The 13,464-nt window shown below is 38.0% G+C and carries 14 protein-coding genes and 1 pseudogene; 8 read left to right on the top strand and 7 right to left on the bottom strand.

The window, feature by feature from the left end; all coding sequences use genetic code 11:
- The first annotated feature begins 12 nt into the window (after positions 1–12).
- Positions 13–360: a DUF1048 domain-containing protein gene (locus IV81_RS01495; protein WP_057801578.1), complete on the top strand. Its 348-nt coding sequence runs from the start codon at positions 13–15 to the stop codon at positions 358–360.
- 11 nt (positions 361–371) lie between these two features.
- Complete coding sequence (locus IV81_RS01500; RefSeq protein WP_083484660.1) at positions 372–713, top strand: DUF1048 domain-containing protein; 342 nt, start codon at positions 372–374, stop codon at positions 711–713.
- 105 nt (positions 714–818) lie between these two features.
- Here the strand turns inward: IV81_RS01500 and IV81_RS01505 are convergent, their stop codons facing one another.
- Positions 819–1,142, bottom strand: a complete 324-nt coding sequence (locus IV81_RS01505; protein WP_057801580.1) for a PadR family transcriptional regulator — start codon at positions 1,140–1,142, stop codon at positions 819–821.
- 198 nt (positions 1,143–1,340) lie between these two features.
- On the opposite strand from IV81_RS01505, the gene IV81_RS01510 reads away from it, so the two are divergent.
- Genes IV81_RS01510 through IV81_RS01520 form a run of 3 tightly spaced genes read left to right on the top strand, consistent with a single transcriptional unit; the run spans position 1,341 to position 3,190 of the window.
- Entirely contained in the window at positions 1,341–1,652 is a 312-nt protein-coding gene (locus IV81_RS01510) for a PadR family transcriptional regulator (RefSeq protein WP_057801582.1), read from the top strand.
- Complete coding sequence (locus IV81_RS01515) at positions 1,653–2,276, top strand: DUF1700 domain-containing protein (protein ID WP_057801584.1); 624 nt, start codon at positions 1,653–1,655, stop codon at positions 2,274–2,276.
- Positions 2,273–3,190, top strand: coding sequence for a DUF4097 family beta strand repeat-containing protein (locus tag IV81_RS01520; RefSeq protein ID WP_057801586.1), 918 nt, complete (start codon positions 2,273–2,275; stop codon positions 3,188–3,190). The genes IV81_RS01515 and IV81_RS01520 overlap by 4 nt, the downstream gene beginning before the upstream one ends.
- 65 nt (positions 3,191–3,255) lie before the next feature.
- On the opposite strand, the gene trhA is transcribed toward IV81_RS01520, so the two are convergent.
- Positions 3,256–3,894, bottom strand: coding sequence for a PAQR family membrane homeostasis protein TrhA (gene trhA, locus IV81_RS01525; RefSeq protein WP_057801588.1), 639 nt, complete (start codon positions 3,892–3,894; stop codon positions 3,256–3,258).
- 118 nt (positions 3,895–4,012) lie between these two features.
- Here trhA and IV81_RS01530 point away from each other — a divergent pair, with 118 nt between their 5' ends.
- A complete protein-coding gene (locus tag IV81_RS01530; RefSeq protein WP_057801590.1) occupies positions 4,013–4,462 on the top strand; it encodes a DUF1836 domain-containing protein in 450 nt (149 codons plus the stop codon).
- Positions 4,463–4,524: 62 nt separating this feature from the next.
- On the opposite strand, the gene IV81_RS01535 is transcribed toward IV81_RS01530, so the two are convergent.
- The 4 genes from IV81_RS01535 to IV81_RS01550 all read right to left on the bottom strand — a co-directional run bounded on the left by IV81_RS01535 (position 4,525) and on the right by IV81_RS01550 (position 9,579).
- Positions 4,525–5,256: an MIP/aquaporin family protein gene (locus IV81_RS01535; RefSeq protein ID WP_057801592.1), complete on the bottom strand. Its 732-nt coding sequence runs from the start codon at positions 5,254–5,256 to the stop codon at positions 4,525–4,527.
- A 46-nt stretch (positions 5,257–5,302) separates the two neighbouring features.
- A complete protein-coding gene (gene lctO / locus IV81_RS01540; RefSeq protein ID WP_057801594.1) occupies positions 5,303–6,439 on the bottom strand; it encodes an L-lactate oxidase in 1,137 nt (378 codons plus the stop codon).
- A 155-nt stretch (positions 6,440–6,594) separates the two neighbouring features.
- Positions 6,595–6,915, bottom strand: coding sequence for a DMT family transporter (locus IV81_RS01545; protein WP_057801596.1), 321 nt, complete (start codon positions 6,913–6,915; stop codon positions 6,595–6,597).
- 129 nt (positions 6,916–7,044) lie between these two features.
- Positions 7,045–9,579: an excinuclease ABC subunit UvrA gene (locus IV81_RS01550; RefSeq protein ID WP_057801597.1), complete on the bottom strand. Its 2,535-nt coding sequence runs from the start codon at positions 9,577–9,579 to the stop codon at positions 7,045–7,047.
- Between the two features lie 180 nt (positions 9,580–9,759).
- On the opposite strand from IV81_RS01550, the pseudogene IV81_RS01560 reads away from it, so the two are divergent.
- Positions 9,760–11,143, top strand: a pseudogene (locus IV81_RS01560) (DHA2 family efflux MFS transporter permease subunit).
- 209 nt (positions 11,144–11,352) lie between these two features.
- On the opposite strand, the gene IV81_RS01565 reads toward IV81_RS01560, so the two are convergent.
- Positions 11,353–12,111 carry a MerR family transcriptional regulator gene (locus IV81_RS01565; protein ID WP_057801604.1) on the bottom strand — a complete coding sequence of 253 codons (759 nt, stop codon included), beginning with the start codon at positions 12,109–12,111 and terminating at the stop codon, positions 11,353–11,355.
- Between the two features lie 132 nt (positions 12,112–12,243).
- On the opposite strand from IV81_RS01565, the gene IV81_RS01570 reads away from it, so the two are divergent.
- On the top strand, positions 12,244–13,353 hold the full coding sequence (locus tag IV81_RS01570; protein WP_057801607.1) for a hypothetical protein: 1,110 nt from the start codon (positions 12,244–12,246) through the stop codon (positions 13,351–13,353).
- Positions 13,354–13,464 lie beyond the last annotated feature (111 nt).

The raw sequence follows: 13,464 nt of genomic DNA on the forward strand, positions 1-13,464 counted from the left end.
GGAGGAATTACAATGAACTTTTACGATAAAATTACCGGTAATGATATGACTAGGCAACAAAAGGAATTCAACAAACGCCTTAGTGTGCTGCCTACCGAATATCAAGATGCTTGGAATAAAATCAATTCTGAAATATGGCAATACAGTAATTTAACTGGTCGAAATCTAATGCCCATTCTTGATGGAATTCTTAACCTTTTCGAAGAAGGCTTCAGTGATGGATTATCAATTCAAGAGATTGTTGGTGATGATCTTGACGTCTTCGTTGCATCAGTGACAAGCGCTGAAGGAGCAAAGAGTTATCGCGATAAGCTCCGCCAGCAATTAAATAATGCCGTTGCTAAAAAATTACTAAAATAAGGAGAAAATCAATGAATTTAAAAAAGACCCTCGCTGCTAAAGCCCAATGGCTAAGCTTACAAAAGCGTTCAAAACAACTTCCCGAAGATTATCATTTTGTTTATAAGGAAATTCAAAAATATTTAATTAAGGTGGCTCCCATAGACCTAATTGATGACTTAGATGAAATATTGAATATCTTCGAAGATGCGGCTTCATCTAACAAGGACGTTTTAAATATTACTGGTAGTGACGTTGCAGCCTTTGCAGATGGTATAATCACTGACCAAAAAACTTTTTTGGAAGATAGCCAGCAATCAACTAGTGAAACCGTTGGAAAATCAATCAATAAACACCTCAAAAAATCTAAATAACAAAAACCGCTTATGGAATAGACAATGGGCTTTACGCGTCAAGCGTCCCTGCTATCCATAAGCGGTTTTTAGTTTTATCTGTAAAAATTCAATCTTTGGCGATAATTACATTTTTTTGATTTTAGTTAGCTGGTCGACCAAAAAGCCCCATTTTTTCCAAAAGTCTTGTAAATAACTCTCACCATTTTCATTTAAACGATAAAATTTTCGGGCCGGACCCAAATCGGATTTTCTTTTTTCAATTTCGACCAAATTTCTCTTCTCTAAACGGATTAAAACCGTATACACAGTACCTTCAACAATATCTTCAAATCCAATTGTAGTCAGATAATTCGTTATTTCGTAGCCATAAGTCTCTTTCTTACTTTTAATTACTTGTAAAACTACGCCTTCTAGAACCCCTTTTAGCAACTCCGTCATTTCTTTCAAAATTATCATCCCTTTCAATCAGTACATTGTTATACATAGTACTACTATATAATAATATTATGTTAGCCATTCGTCAAACATTCACGGCTCACTTTGAATATTTAAAAAAATTAAAGTTAAACTTTGACATCTTATCGATTGGTATCTATAATATAAAAAGTAATATTATATGACACACAGTATTGTGGAGGTGGTTATATGGCAATTCAAATGCCCACGGAACTGTTGGATGGCTGTGTGCTTGGAATTTTAAGCAATGGTGACTACTACGGATATGCGCTAACTCAAAAGGTTCAGGAAGATATCCCTATTTCAGAATCGACGATGTATCCAGTATTGCGCCGTTTGAAAAAAAATAACTTTCTGTCTACCTATGATGAACCGTTTCAAGGCCGGAATCGACGGTATTATCGAATCACGCGCGAGGGACGCGCTAGACTAAATGAAGTTACAACAGAATGGATTGAATTTAAATCTCAAATTGATAAATTAATTGCGGGGGGCGATTAAATGAACGAATTTGTTGACGAATTAAAAACATATTTATCTCCACTAACGGCGGAAGAACAAACGGATGTACTTCAGTTTTACTTAGAATACCTTGAGGACAGTAACTTAACCACCTACAAACAGGCAGTAAGTGAGCTAGGCACGCCTAGGCAAGTCGCGCGTAAGATTTTAGCTGATTATTCGATCAGAGCTAGCGAGCAACCTGAGCCAGAGCCAACTGCCACCAAGTCAAAGCGTGACGTTAAAACCATTTGGCTAATTATTTTGGCTATTTTTTCAACTCCGATTACAATTCCAATCGCAATCGTGATATTTTTCGTGATTCTAGCTATTGTTGTCTCCTTCGTAGCCATTCTCTTTGGTGTTGCGCTATCACTGATTGCCGTTTTATTGGCAGCCATTGTTAGCATTTTTATCGGCTTTACGTTACTTTCTGCTTCATTATGGACTGCACTTTATTATATTGGAATCGGACTATTAATCATTGGTGGATATATGATTATCATTCCGGTCATTAAATGGATCGTGGAATTAATTATTCATTGGCTATCAATCTTCTTCAAATGGTTGTACTCAAAAGTCGTTCATGCAAATAAGGCGGAAAAACGGGGGGATCACAAATGAAAAAGACGTTTATAGCTGGCTTTGTTATCGCAATCATTGGGGCCATTTTAATGGGATTGGGATATACGCATAAAGGTAATAAGGACGTAACTTGGCAAGACGGCGGATTTAAAGTCCGCGATGAAAAGACACTAACTAAAACTTTTAAAGATGTTCAGAATTTGGATTTAAATACTTCTGACTACGTTGAAGTTAAAAATTATGACGGTTCGGATTTTAAAGTCAGTTACCGTGACTACAACAAGGTTTCATATAACGCTAAGAAACATCAAGTTTCGGTGACCGGCTCAACAGGTAGCTCTTCCATTGGATTTTTCTTTAACGATGATTTCAATCCCAATATAACAATCTACGTTCCTAAAAATGCAGAACTGAATGCTTTTTCTGGTAATGCACACGGAGGAATCAAAATCACTGGATTGAAGTTCAATCAACTTAATATCAGCTCAGACGGCAATGTTGATCTTTCTTCAATCGAAGTAAAGGATGCCCTCAAACTGGGTGGAGAATCTAACTTAAATTTAAACAACATTCAAGCTCCATCGCTGATTGCTAATACAAATAATGGTGACATCAACGTCAATGATTCTGAATTTAAATCTGAAACGTCGGCAATTTCAACAAAAGATGGTGATGTTTCAATTAAAGAAACCACTCTTAAAAATTCAAAGGTTTCATCTTCCGATGGCAATATTAAATTCTCTCAACCAAATGTGATTGATAAAATTACTGCTACAACTAGCGATGGCGATATTGACGCATCACTGAAGGGCCGTAATGATCTTTCAATTCGAATTAACACCAGCGACGGAACACCACGTATTTTTGATAAAAATACGTCGTACTACGATCAAGGAAACCGCACCACTTTATACGAGTTTAACAGCGCTGATGGCGATGTTACCGTTCAATAAATTTCATTTTTAAAAGGCAATCCCTAGTGCATCACCTAGAGATTGCCTTTTTTGTAATCACATTTTTAAATATTTAGATAGATTGAAACAAACATTAAAGCCGTTCCCGCCATTACAAAAAAATGCCAAATTAAATGCAATCCGGGAATTTTAGGAAAACTATAAATCACTGCACCAACGGTAAAGACGACCCCACCAGCAACTAATAACCAAAAGCCAGTTAACGATAGATTTTCATACAGTGATTTACCTGCTAATAAACAAAGCCACCCCATGATAACGTAAATACTCGTTTCGATCTTCTGAAAACGGCCCTTACTCAGAATGTGCGTGATAATTCCAATAACTGCCATACTCCATATTGCACTTAACATTAAAGTCCCGCTTAATCGATTTAAAAAGATGATACAGTACGGTGTGTATGTTCCCGCAATCAATAGAAAGATATTGCTATGATCAAAAATTTGAAATATTCTTCTAAATTTGGTGAATGTTAGGCAGTGGAACAGCGTTGACGCTAAATAAAGCATTAATAGGGTGACCCCATAAATGATCAAGCTAGTTAAATCAATTCCTGACAGTCCATCAGTAACACCTTTCAAGACTAATAAAACAACTAAAATAAGACTTCCCAAAAATGCGACTCCATGCGAAGCGGCGTTCCATATTTCATATATGAGCTGACTTCGATTTATCTTTGTCATCTTGACCCCCCCGATCTAGTTGTTTCACCCATTATACATAGAATTAAATTCTACGTAAAGGAGATCGTCAATCAACTTAAATAAAAATTATGATATGATGTTGATGGAGGATTACGCGATGACAGAAAAAGAATATGATAACTGGCTATCTGATTTTAAAAAATTAAGTTTACCAACTTTTGAGCAATTTCCTGATTTAGAGTTATACATGGATCAAGTTATTCAAGAAACTAATAAATATTTAACCCCTATTTTTGATACTAAAGTCACTAAAACCATGATTAATAGCTATGTAAAAATGGAATTAGTTCAACGACCCATTAAAAAGAAATATACTGCAGAACACGTTGCTACAATCATGATTGTTAGTATTTTAAAGACGACTTTCACCCTAGATAGCGTCAAAAAAATGATGGTCAATGATGGCATTCAAGATTACTTCAATCGGTTCGTTTTGAAGTTCAACCATGAGTTACATAACTTTGGGAAGCCGGTAGATTCATTTTCACAATTAGAAATTACGATCCGCACTGTACTTTACAAAGTCATTTTAGAAAAGAATATATAAAAAATGCCTCCCTGACGGTTTTCTGAACTTCAGAACCAACTTAGATGGCATTTTTAATTAAATTATAAAAATAGCACTTTATATAAAGCTACCGCACAAATACTCGCCAAGATCGGTGCTAGTACTGGAATATACGCGTAATCCCATTGTGAAGAGCCTTTATGTTTAATTGGTAATAACGCGTGAACAATCCGTGGTCCGAGATCACGAGCCGGATTTAAAGCTGGTCCCGTTGGTCCACCCAGCGAAGCTACCAAAGTTGCTACTAAGAATCCTAACGCAACAAATACGGTACTCATATTTTCTTTAAAGTACGGTGCCGTTGTTAATGAAACCGCACCAAAAAATAGGAGAAAAGAACCCACAAATTCATTCACAAAACCATTAAATCGGCTATGGGACGCATCAATCGTACTGAAAGTTCCTAAGATGGACTCGGCATTCGTTGTTAAATCGTAGTGTGGCTTATACGCCATATAAACTACTAATTGACCAAATATTGCACCAAGCATTTGAACAACAATAAATGGCATAACCTGTGACCAGGCAAACATTCCTGAAAAGGCAAGTCCAATCGTAAAAGCTGGATTAATCTGGGCACCAGAAATTGTTCCAAACATCAGCGCCGGCACCATAACCCCACATCCATAACCGACAGCAATTACTAGCCAGTCACTACCATTTCCCTTTGTCCCTTTTAATTCAACGTTTGCTACCGACCCGTTTCCCAGCAGTACAAGAATTGCGGTTCCCAAGAACTCGGCAATTAGTTTTGTCGTAAAACTATATTCCATAATGATTCACCCTTAAAATTTCAACCGCGTTGATTAAACTACCAACTTAAAACAATTTCAAATCATTTAAATCATATCCAACTGAAGATTCATAATGATTGTCACGAAGTTGATAATTTTTAACATCTTCAATTGTTTGTGTTCCAGCCAGTTGCATCACTAACCGGAGCTCTTCATTTAATTTTTCAAACACTTGTCTAGTACCTTCGCTGCCGCCAAGTGCCAGACCATAAATTGCCGGACGACCTAATGCAACCAAATCAGCACCAGATGCGAGCGCTTTAAAAATATGTTGTCCACGACGAATACCAGAATCAAATACAATTGGAACACGATGATTAACCGCCTTAGAAACTTCTTGAAGCGAGTCAAAAGCAGCCGGCCCACCATCAAGCTGCCGTCCGCCATGGTTGGATACCCAAATTCCAGCAGCGCCAGCATCAATAGCACGATCAACGTCTTCTTTAGCCTGTGGTCCCTTTACATAAACTGGTAATCCTGAATATTCCGCAATAAATTCAACATCCTTTGGTGATAATTTTTGCTTCGCTGATTTATAAACGTAATCCATTGATTTACCAACTCCAACTGGTAAATATTCTTGAACAATTGGCATGTTTACCGGGAATACAAAATTATTACGTGCATCAACTTCTCGATTACCGCCAACCGTTGCATCAGCAGTCAAAACAATCGCCTTAATGCCTTGTTCCTTAACACGATCGATAATATGCCGATTAATTCCATTGTCTTTACTAAAATAAAATTGGAACCATTCGGGGCTGCCATTTAATGCCTGGGTTACCTCTGGCAAATCAACCGTCGAATATGAACTAATCGTGTAAATCGTTCCAAATTCGCTGACACCCTTGGCACTTGCGACCTCACCCTTTTCGTTAGCCAGCTTGTGCGCCGCAACCGGAGCCAAGATCAAAGGCGACGACAATTCATCCCCATCAAAAACCGTCTTAGTTGATGGGTTTTCCACGTTCATCAATGTGTGCGGCACAATTAATTTATGATTGAACGAACGAATATTTTCGTGGAGTGTATATGTATCTCCCGCACCACTAGCAATATATCCAAACGCTCCCTTTGGTATCACCTTTTGGGCCATTTTTTCTAAGTCAAAAACATTAATAAAATCAACTGGGCCTTCTGCATTGCTTGTTTTAAAATCCACGATGTACAACCTCCAATTTATTAATAATTAAATTACTTCTGGCCTATATCATAGGTTGATTTGATTGTACCACCCGATTGTAAACGTTTACATTGATTTGTCTTGAAACGATAAAAAAAGCGGTATAGTTAATTTCTATCCGCTCATCGGTGCATTTAATGGCCCGTTGTCATTTTAATTCCGATAATCCCAATAATCAGCATAATAATAAATATCCAAGTTACACCCGGAATCTGATCTTTAAAAAAGATTATGCCAATAATAATTGATCCAACGGCTCCAATCCCCGTCCAGATCGGATATGCTAAACTCATTGGCATATTTTTAAGCGCCATTGCTAGGAAACCAAAACTAAAAATCATTCCGATTATTGTTGCCACACTATATGAAAGTACGCTGAATCCCTGACTCAATTTCATCATCGTTGCCCAAACCATCTCAAAAATACCCGCTATTACTAAATAAAACCATGTCATCTGATAAATTCCTCCTAAAAAAAATTAAAAAGGCACCTATAAAGCTCTCCATTGACCTAATGAGCTTTATAAATGCCTACCACCCGGTGGTGATTTCTGTATTAATCTACCATTATCATAGCAACATTCCTACTTTTCATCAACTTTAAATAACGTTCGTTGTTCGCGAATGAAGCGACCGGTTAAGCTATTACTTTCGGAAACCTCTTTGGGGGAGCCTTGTGCCATAATTTTCCCTCCATGACTTCCACCGCTTGGCCCCATGTCAATTACATAATCAGCATTCTCAATGATATCCAGATCATGCTCAATTGCAATTACGGTACCACCCTGTTCAATTAAATTCTGAATTACATGTAGTAGTACTTGGACGTCGAGCGGATGAAGCCCGATGGAAGGTTCGTCAAAGACGAAGAGCGTTCCCTTTTGCGAGGTTTTAATATATTTAGACAGCCGTAACCTCTGCGATTCACCTCCAGATAGTGTTACTGTACTTTCCCCTAATGGTAAGTATCCTAACCCCATGTCTTCAAGTACCTGGAGCGTCTTTAAAATTTTAGGTTGGTGCTTAAAAAATGGAATTGCTGAAGTTACATTGAACTTCAGAATATCGGCAATATTACGTCCATTCCATTTAATTTGTAATACATCATGGTTATATCGAGCGCCGTTACATGTTGGGCAGACTTGCTGCATTTCTGGTAAATATTGAATATCTAATCCAATTTCACCTGTTCCGTTGCACGTCGGGCACGCTCCTTCCTTGAGATTATAGGAAAAATATTTTTTATCAAAATTTTTTTCAATACTTTCTGGTAATTTTGCAAATAATTCCCTAAGTTCGTCCAAAATATTGGTGTAAGTTGCCAAAGTAGAACGAATATTTTTACCAATGGGCGTCGCATCAATTGAATAAACATGTTTAATGTTTCCAGATTTAATTTTTGTAACAAATTCAGGTGGATTCTTTAGATCTGCCAGTGCCGGAATCAATGCGTCAAAGAGTAACGTTGATTTTCCCGCACCCGAAAATCCACTAATTACGCTAAACTTATTAATCGGAAATTGAGTATTAAGTTTTTGAATATTGTGATAGTGCTGCATACCAAGTTCGATTTTTCCAGATTTAAATATTTTTTCCGTGTCATTTTTGATCGGACGTTGAATTAAATCCGCAGATCCTTTAATAAAGGGAGCGATTAGCGAATATTTATTTTTCAAAAGTTCATCAACGCTTCCTTGCGTGATTACCTCTCCCCCACGATTTCCTGAGTCCGGTCCAATTTCAATTACGTGATCGGCGGCCGCAATAATTGCTGGATCATGATCAACAACGACAACTGAATTTCCTTGGTTAACTAAATCGCGCATGATCGTAATTAAACCTTCAACATTGGCTGGATGCAATCCAATTGAAGGTTCATCTAACACATATAGGACCCCCGTTGTTTCAGTTCGTAACGTTCGACTTAATTGAATTCGCTGAAGTTCACCAGTAGAGAGTGTATTTCCTGCTCGGCTCAGTGTTAAGTAGTCCAGCCCTAAATTCATGAGCGGCGTTAGTAATTCAGATAATTCAACGAGTAAGCGATCCGCCAATTCATTCATATCATCCGGTAACCATGTCCTAATTTGTGGGATAAACTTCACCAGTTGATCCATTTCCATGTCTGAAACTTCTGCAATGTTTCGATCAACAAGCAATTGTGTGAATAGTTTTGGATTAAATCGACTTCCATGACAGGTTGGGCAAGTACTAAAAACGTAGAACTTATTTAACCTTTTAATAGTTCGAGGGTTATTTGTATTCGCTAATGTATCCTCAATTGCATTGTAGGCATTTTCAAATTTGGCGTGATCCATATGGAAGACTTTTCCCGTTTTAGTTGGGATATTAATTGCGTATTCCTTTACTTCTCCATGCAAAATAAAATTTTGATCCTCTGCGGATAATTTGTTAAATGGTACATTAATATCAATTCCAGCGGCTTCCGCAACGTATGGTAAAAATGCCCGCCCCGGCACCTTCCAAGAGTTAATCGCCCCATCTTTAATGGATAGACTTGGATCTGGAATTAACTTTCGTGCGTCAATTTGCCGTGTCATTCCCGTTCCGTCGCATGTCGGACATGCCCCATACGAATTAAACGCAAAATCTTCAGCCGAGAAGGCGTTAAAAATCACCCCACAAACTGGACACTTAATTTCTCCCATGTGGCTAACACCATCATTCGGTAAATCCATTGATTTAGCGATTTCTAGTGTCGGTGGAATTTGATGACCATTAGGACAACGCGGTGAACCTAATCTCGAAAAAATCAGCCGTAACACATTTAATGCCTCGGTCACCGTTCCAACGGTTGAACGTACATCTGGAATTCCAGGACGTTGTTTTAAGGCAATCGCACTTGGAATATGCTTGATACTCGTCACATCTGTCTCCTGAACTTGCGATAATCTTCGACGAGTGTAGGTCGAAAGAGAACTTACATAACGTCGCATCCCTTCGGAATACAAAACTCCCATTGCTAGCGATGACTTCCCCGAACCACTTTTTCCCGAAATAGCCACCAGCTTATTCAAGGGAATATTAACATCAACGTTTTTCAAATTATTAACCTTAGCACCAATAATTTCAATTTGATTTGGTATTTTCTCCGTCATAAAACTCCTCCCTCTATATAAAAAGCACCTTCTGCGTCGATTATAACCGAGAAATTTTAAAAAAACCGCTCTCATGTTCATAAAGTCATTTATATTGTAAACTATTTAAATTTAGAGTATATTCTTTGCATGTCATTTAATGCTTACTTTTTATACATTAAAAAATAGGAGTGCTTAGAAATGAAATCAAATCAAAACTTGGATGCCGATGGCCGTCCATACAACCGCGGGCTACTGATTGCTTCACTTTTAATCGGTGGATTTTTAACCGTTTTAACAGAAACCATTTTAAATAATGGGCTTGCTGATATCGCTCGCAGTCTGTCCATCACCACCGCAACGGCCCAGTGGTTATCAACGGGCTACATGCTGACAATGGGAATCATGGTTCCCGTTTCCGCATTTTTGCTTAACCGATTTAATTCACGCAATCTCTATCTTGTTGCTTTAGTAATTTTTATTATCGGCACTAGCATTGCGTTTGTCGCTAGCAATTCTACTAATTGGACGCCTAATTCAGGCCGCTTCCGTTGGCATCATCATGCCTTTCATGCGTAACATTATGTTGCTGTTTTTTCCGGTTGAAAAAAGAGGGCTCGCCATGGGGCTAACTGGGATTGTCATTGCTTTAGCTCCAGCATTTGGTCCAACCCTCTCTGGCTGGATTGTCATGCACTATTCTTGGCATTATATTTTTGGTGCTCTATTACCAGTTTCTGTTCTCGTATTGATCCTAGCATTTTTTGGCATGCGAAAAATCTTAAAAACGAGTAATCCCGAACTAGACATTCGTTCCGTTGTCTATTCAACGGTTGGATTCGGTGGAATTTTATATGGGTTTTCTACCGTTGCTGTCGGAGACAAACTGATTAGTGGTGCCGCCATTTTAATCGGTTTAATTGGTGTATTGCTGTTAATCCTCCGTCAAAAAGGGTTGACGACACCGATGCTTGATATGTCCGTTTTTAGATCATTTACTTTCACGTTGACAACCGTCTTGACCAGTCTAGCAAGCATGGCTCTACTGGGGCTTCAATTGCTTTTACCGCTATATCTTCAGGATGCGTTCCACATTCCGGCTTTAACCGTTGGATTAATAATGTTACCCGGAGCGTTAGTCATGGGCGCAATCACCCCCATTTCAGGGCTACTTTTTGATAAATTTGGTATCAAACTATTATCGATAATTGGCTTTGGAGTCTATACTGGTGCCCTAATCGCCTTTGCGTTAATGGGGCCAAATACCTCTACTTTTGCAATGACCGTTACCTATATGGTTTGGATGGGTGGGATTTCCCTAATGCTAATGCAACTTGTTACCGCGGGAGTTAACGATCTCTCAATGGATAAAATTCCAGATGGAAACGCCATCAATTCAATGGGCCAGCAAGTTTTTGCATCATTTTCAACTGCCGCATCGATTTCACTAATCACCTTAGTAGCTGCTGGAAATGCCCAGTTGTCAAATAGTGCTGCAACCTTACTTGGCTACCACTACGCATTTTATTTCCTAATATTTACTGGGGCCATCGGATTAGTTGGAAGTTTCTTCTTAAAAAAATAAAACTGATATGCCGGAAATCGACCAGTTTTTAAGTATTAACATCTGCTTCGACGATTCCAATGAATGTATATTGTGAAGTTGATTGGAAAAGGATGGTTTTCTATTCATGAATGATTCTATTCAAAAAATGATAAAAGGGTTCGTGACCAAAAAGTGTCACGAGCCCTTTTATCATGCTATCACTAATTATTCTCTTAAAGAATCAATGTTTATCTGGTGTTTTCCAAGATAATTTCACTTAAAAGCATCCCTGCTCCCACCTGATCGGCTAAATCATCATAATATTTTGAAAAACGTTGATCTTCTTGGTACATGATTCCAATATTATGGTGATATTCTTTGGTATACAAATCACCCGCCATTACTTTTAGCCACTGTTGATGATCATTAAAGATGTAAGTTCGATTTTTCAAATCACCCCCGTGCTCCAATTCCTTTTTTAACCTTGTACCAAGATCTGATTCAATCTCTTGTAGTTTTTGAAATTGGTCCTCCGTTAAATTTAAATAATTAGCGTTGGATTTTTTAACAGCATTCTCACCGTATTTTTCACGAATTTCGTTCCCAAATTGAACTTCATTTTTAGCCAATTGCTGTTCCTTAAAGTTTCTAAATTTTTCAGTATCTGTCATTACAATCTCTCCTTGCATCATTTTAATTGAAGTTGAGATGGCTTGATTTAAATTATTCAATTCCTGAATTTTTTCCGTAACCTTTTTTTGATGTCGTTGTAGTTCTTGAACCTGTTCATCAACGGGCTGCCGCATTATTCGTTTAATTTGTTTTAAAGCTACTCCCAATGTTTTAAAAAATAAAATCCGCTGCAAGCGATCAACTGATTCAGTATCGTACATCCGAATCCCCATCTCCGAACGACTAGCTGGCATTAATATTTTAATTTCATCGTAATACCTTAACGTCCGCGTGCTCACTCCCGATAAATCCGATAATTCACTGATTGAATACATCTCCCCACCTCCTAAAAATCATTATATTAGTTAACGTTACGTCAACGTCAACAATATTAAACGCTTTAAATTAGTGCTTATTTTTAAATCAGTATAGAATATAGACAAAACAACTTTCAAGGGGTGTTCAATATGCTTATTGCCATTGATGGTATCAACGACGAACGTAAATTACGAATAATTTCAAAACTGGAGCAATCCAAGGATCCATCCGTTTATAAATTTCATTCTGAAGTTCAACATTCAATAATTAAAGCTGAACTTGAAGCTAATCAAATTGTCATTTGGAATCGCACACCAACGTCGGTTTCTTCTGAATCGTCGGCCCTAATTCCAGACTTAACCTTCATTCTAAGCACGCTTTCAACAGACTTCAGTGATTCAAGCCACATCATCATTGATGTTAATCAACCCATCACTAAAATTATTTTAGCAATCAATTCGGTTTTGACTTCAATTGAAGATAAAACACTCGTTATTCATCGAAAAATGCTGGACAAGCTTGTTTTGTTAATTGATCGCGAGCTTCATCATGATTCAGCATTAGACGGTTTAATGCAGCAACGAATTATCAATCGGATTCCAGCTAAAATCAAGCTCCGGTCTAAAGAACATGCGCGATTCATGTTTTTTATAACGAATAACGATCATGGCGTTAAATCGGATCTTTTATACAACCGAGCAAAGGAGCTTTACCATTCTCACCCTGAATATTTTGACGCCAATTACATTACAACTAAAGACACCGACTTTGTTGAAGCCCACATTGTAAAACAACTTGGCGTTCGTTATCCTTCGGTCGCGGCCGAAAACTGGTACGCAAACTCCCAACGTCTGAAGGACGAATTTGACGGCGAGCCAATTAACGTGTTTACTTCAACGAATGACGGATTCGCCTTGTTCAATTTAATTAAGACATTTCGCGGATATGGCGATAAAATTGGTGGTATGTTTACCCGTAGCATCGCCAATTTGAAGTTCAATCCTGAACTTCAAAATCTTGAAAAAGTTCCTGTACCGACTGATACTCATATCGCTTCTCTATTATTTAAAATTGGAATTTTCCATACAGTCCAAAAGCCCAAATTGGCTTTATACAGCGACCTTGCTCGCAATGAGATTACATCCGCATGTTCACGACATAATCTAGACTGGCACCGGATTGATCGTGCTTTATGGTTAATTGAGTCCGAAAATTTAATTGATCATTTTATTACGAACCAACTAACTTTAGCGCTCTAAATCTGAACGTTTCTTCACTTTAGAGTCCAGAGTGCAAAAAGGGAACCGCGGCGAAAGCAAATATCACCGCGGTTCCCTTTTTAATACGGCTGTACAATATTTGGTGTGATA

Source organism: Pediococcus stilesii, assembly GCF_001437075.1.
Lineage (GTDB): Bacteria > Bacillota > Bacilli > Lactobacillales > Lactobacillaceae > Pediococcus > Pediococcus stilesii.

What these genes read in the sequence shown, in the direction of transcription:
- IV81_RS01495 (WP_057801578.1), top strand. Translation starts at nt 13, where the DNA reads ATGAACTTTTACGATAAAATTACCGGTAATGATATGACTAGGCAACAA.
- IV81_RS01500 (WP_083484660.1), top strand. Translation starts at nt 372, where the DNA reads ATGAATTTAAAAAAGACCCTCGCTGCTAAAGCCCAATGGCTAAGCTTA.
- IV81_RS01510 (WP_057801582.1), top strand. Translation starts at nt 1,341, where the DNA reads ATGGCAATTCAAATGCCCACGGAACTGTTGGATGGCTGTGTGCTTGGA.
- IV81_RS01515 (WP_057801584.1), top strand. Translation starts at nt 1,653, where the DNA reads ATGAACGAATTTGTTGACGAATTAAAAACATATTTATCTCCACTAACG.
- IV81_RS01520 (WP_057801586.1), top strand. Translation starts at nt 2,273, where the DNA reads ATGAAAAAGACGTTTATAGCTGGCTTTGTTATCGCAATCATTGGGGCC.
- trhA (WP_057801588.1), bottom strand. Translation starts at nt 3,894, where the DNA reads ATGACAAAGATAAATCGAAGTCAGCTCATATATGAAATATGGAACGCC.
- IV81_RS01530 (WP_057801590.1), top strand. Translation starts at nt 4,013, where the DNA reads ATGACAGAAAAAGAATATGATAACTGGCTATCTGATTTTAAAAAATTA.
- IV81_RS01535 (WP_057801592.1), bottom strand. Translation starts at nt 5,256, where the DNA reads ATGGAATATAGTTTTACGACAAAACTAATTGCCGAGTTCTTGGGAACC.
- IV81_RS01545 (WP_057801596.1), bottom strand. Translation starts at nt 6,915, where the DNA reads ATGACATGGTTTTATTTAGTAATAGCGGGTATTTTTGAGATGGTTTGG.
- IV81_RS01550 (WP_057801597.1), bottom strand. Translation starts at nt 9,579, where the DNA reads ATGACGGAGAAAATACCAAATCAAATTGAAATTATTGGTGCTAAGGTT.
- IV81_RS01565 (WP_057801604.1), bottom strand. Translation starts at nt 12,111, where the DNA reads ATGTATTCAATCAGTGAATTATCGGATTTATCGGGAGTGAGCACGCGG.
- IV81_RS01570 (WP_057801607.1), top strand. Translation starts at nt 12,244, where the DNA reads ATGCTTATTGCCATTGATGGTATCAACGACGAACGTAAATTACGAATA.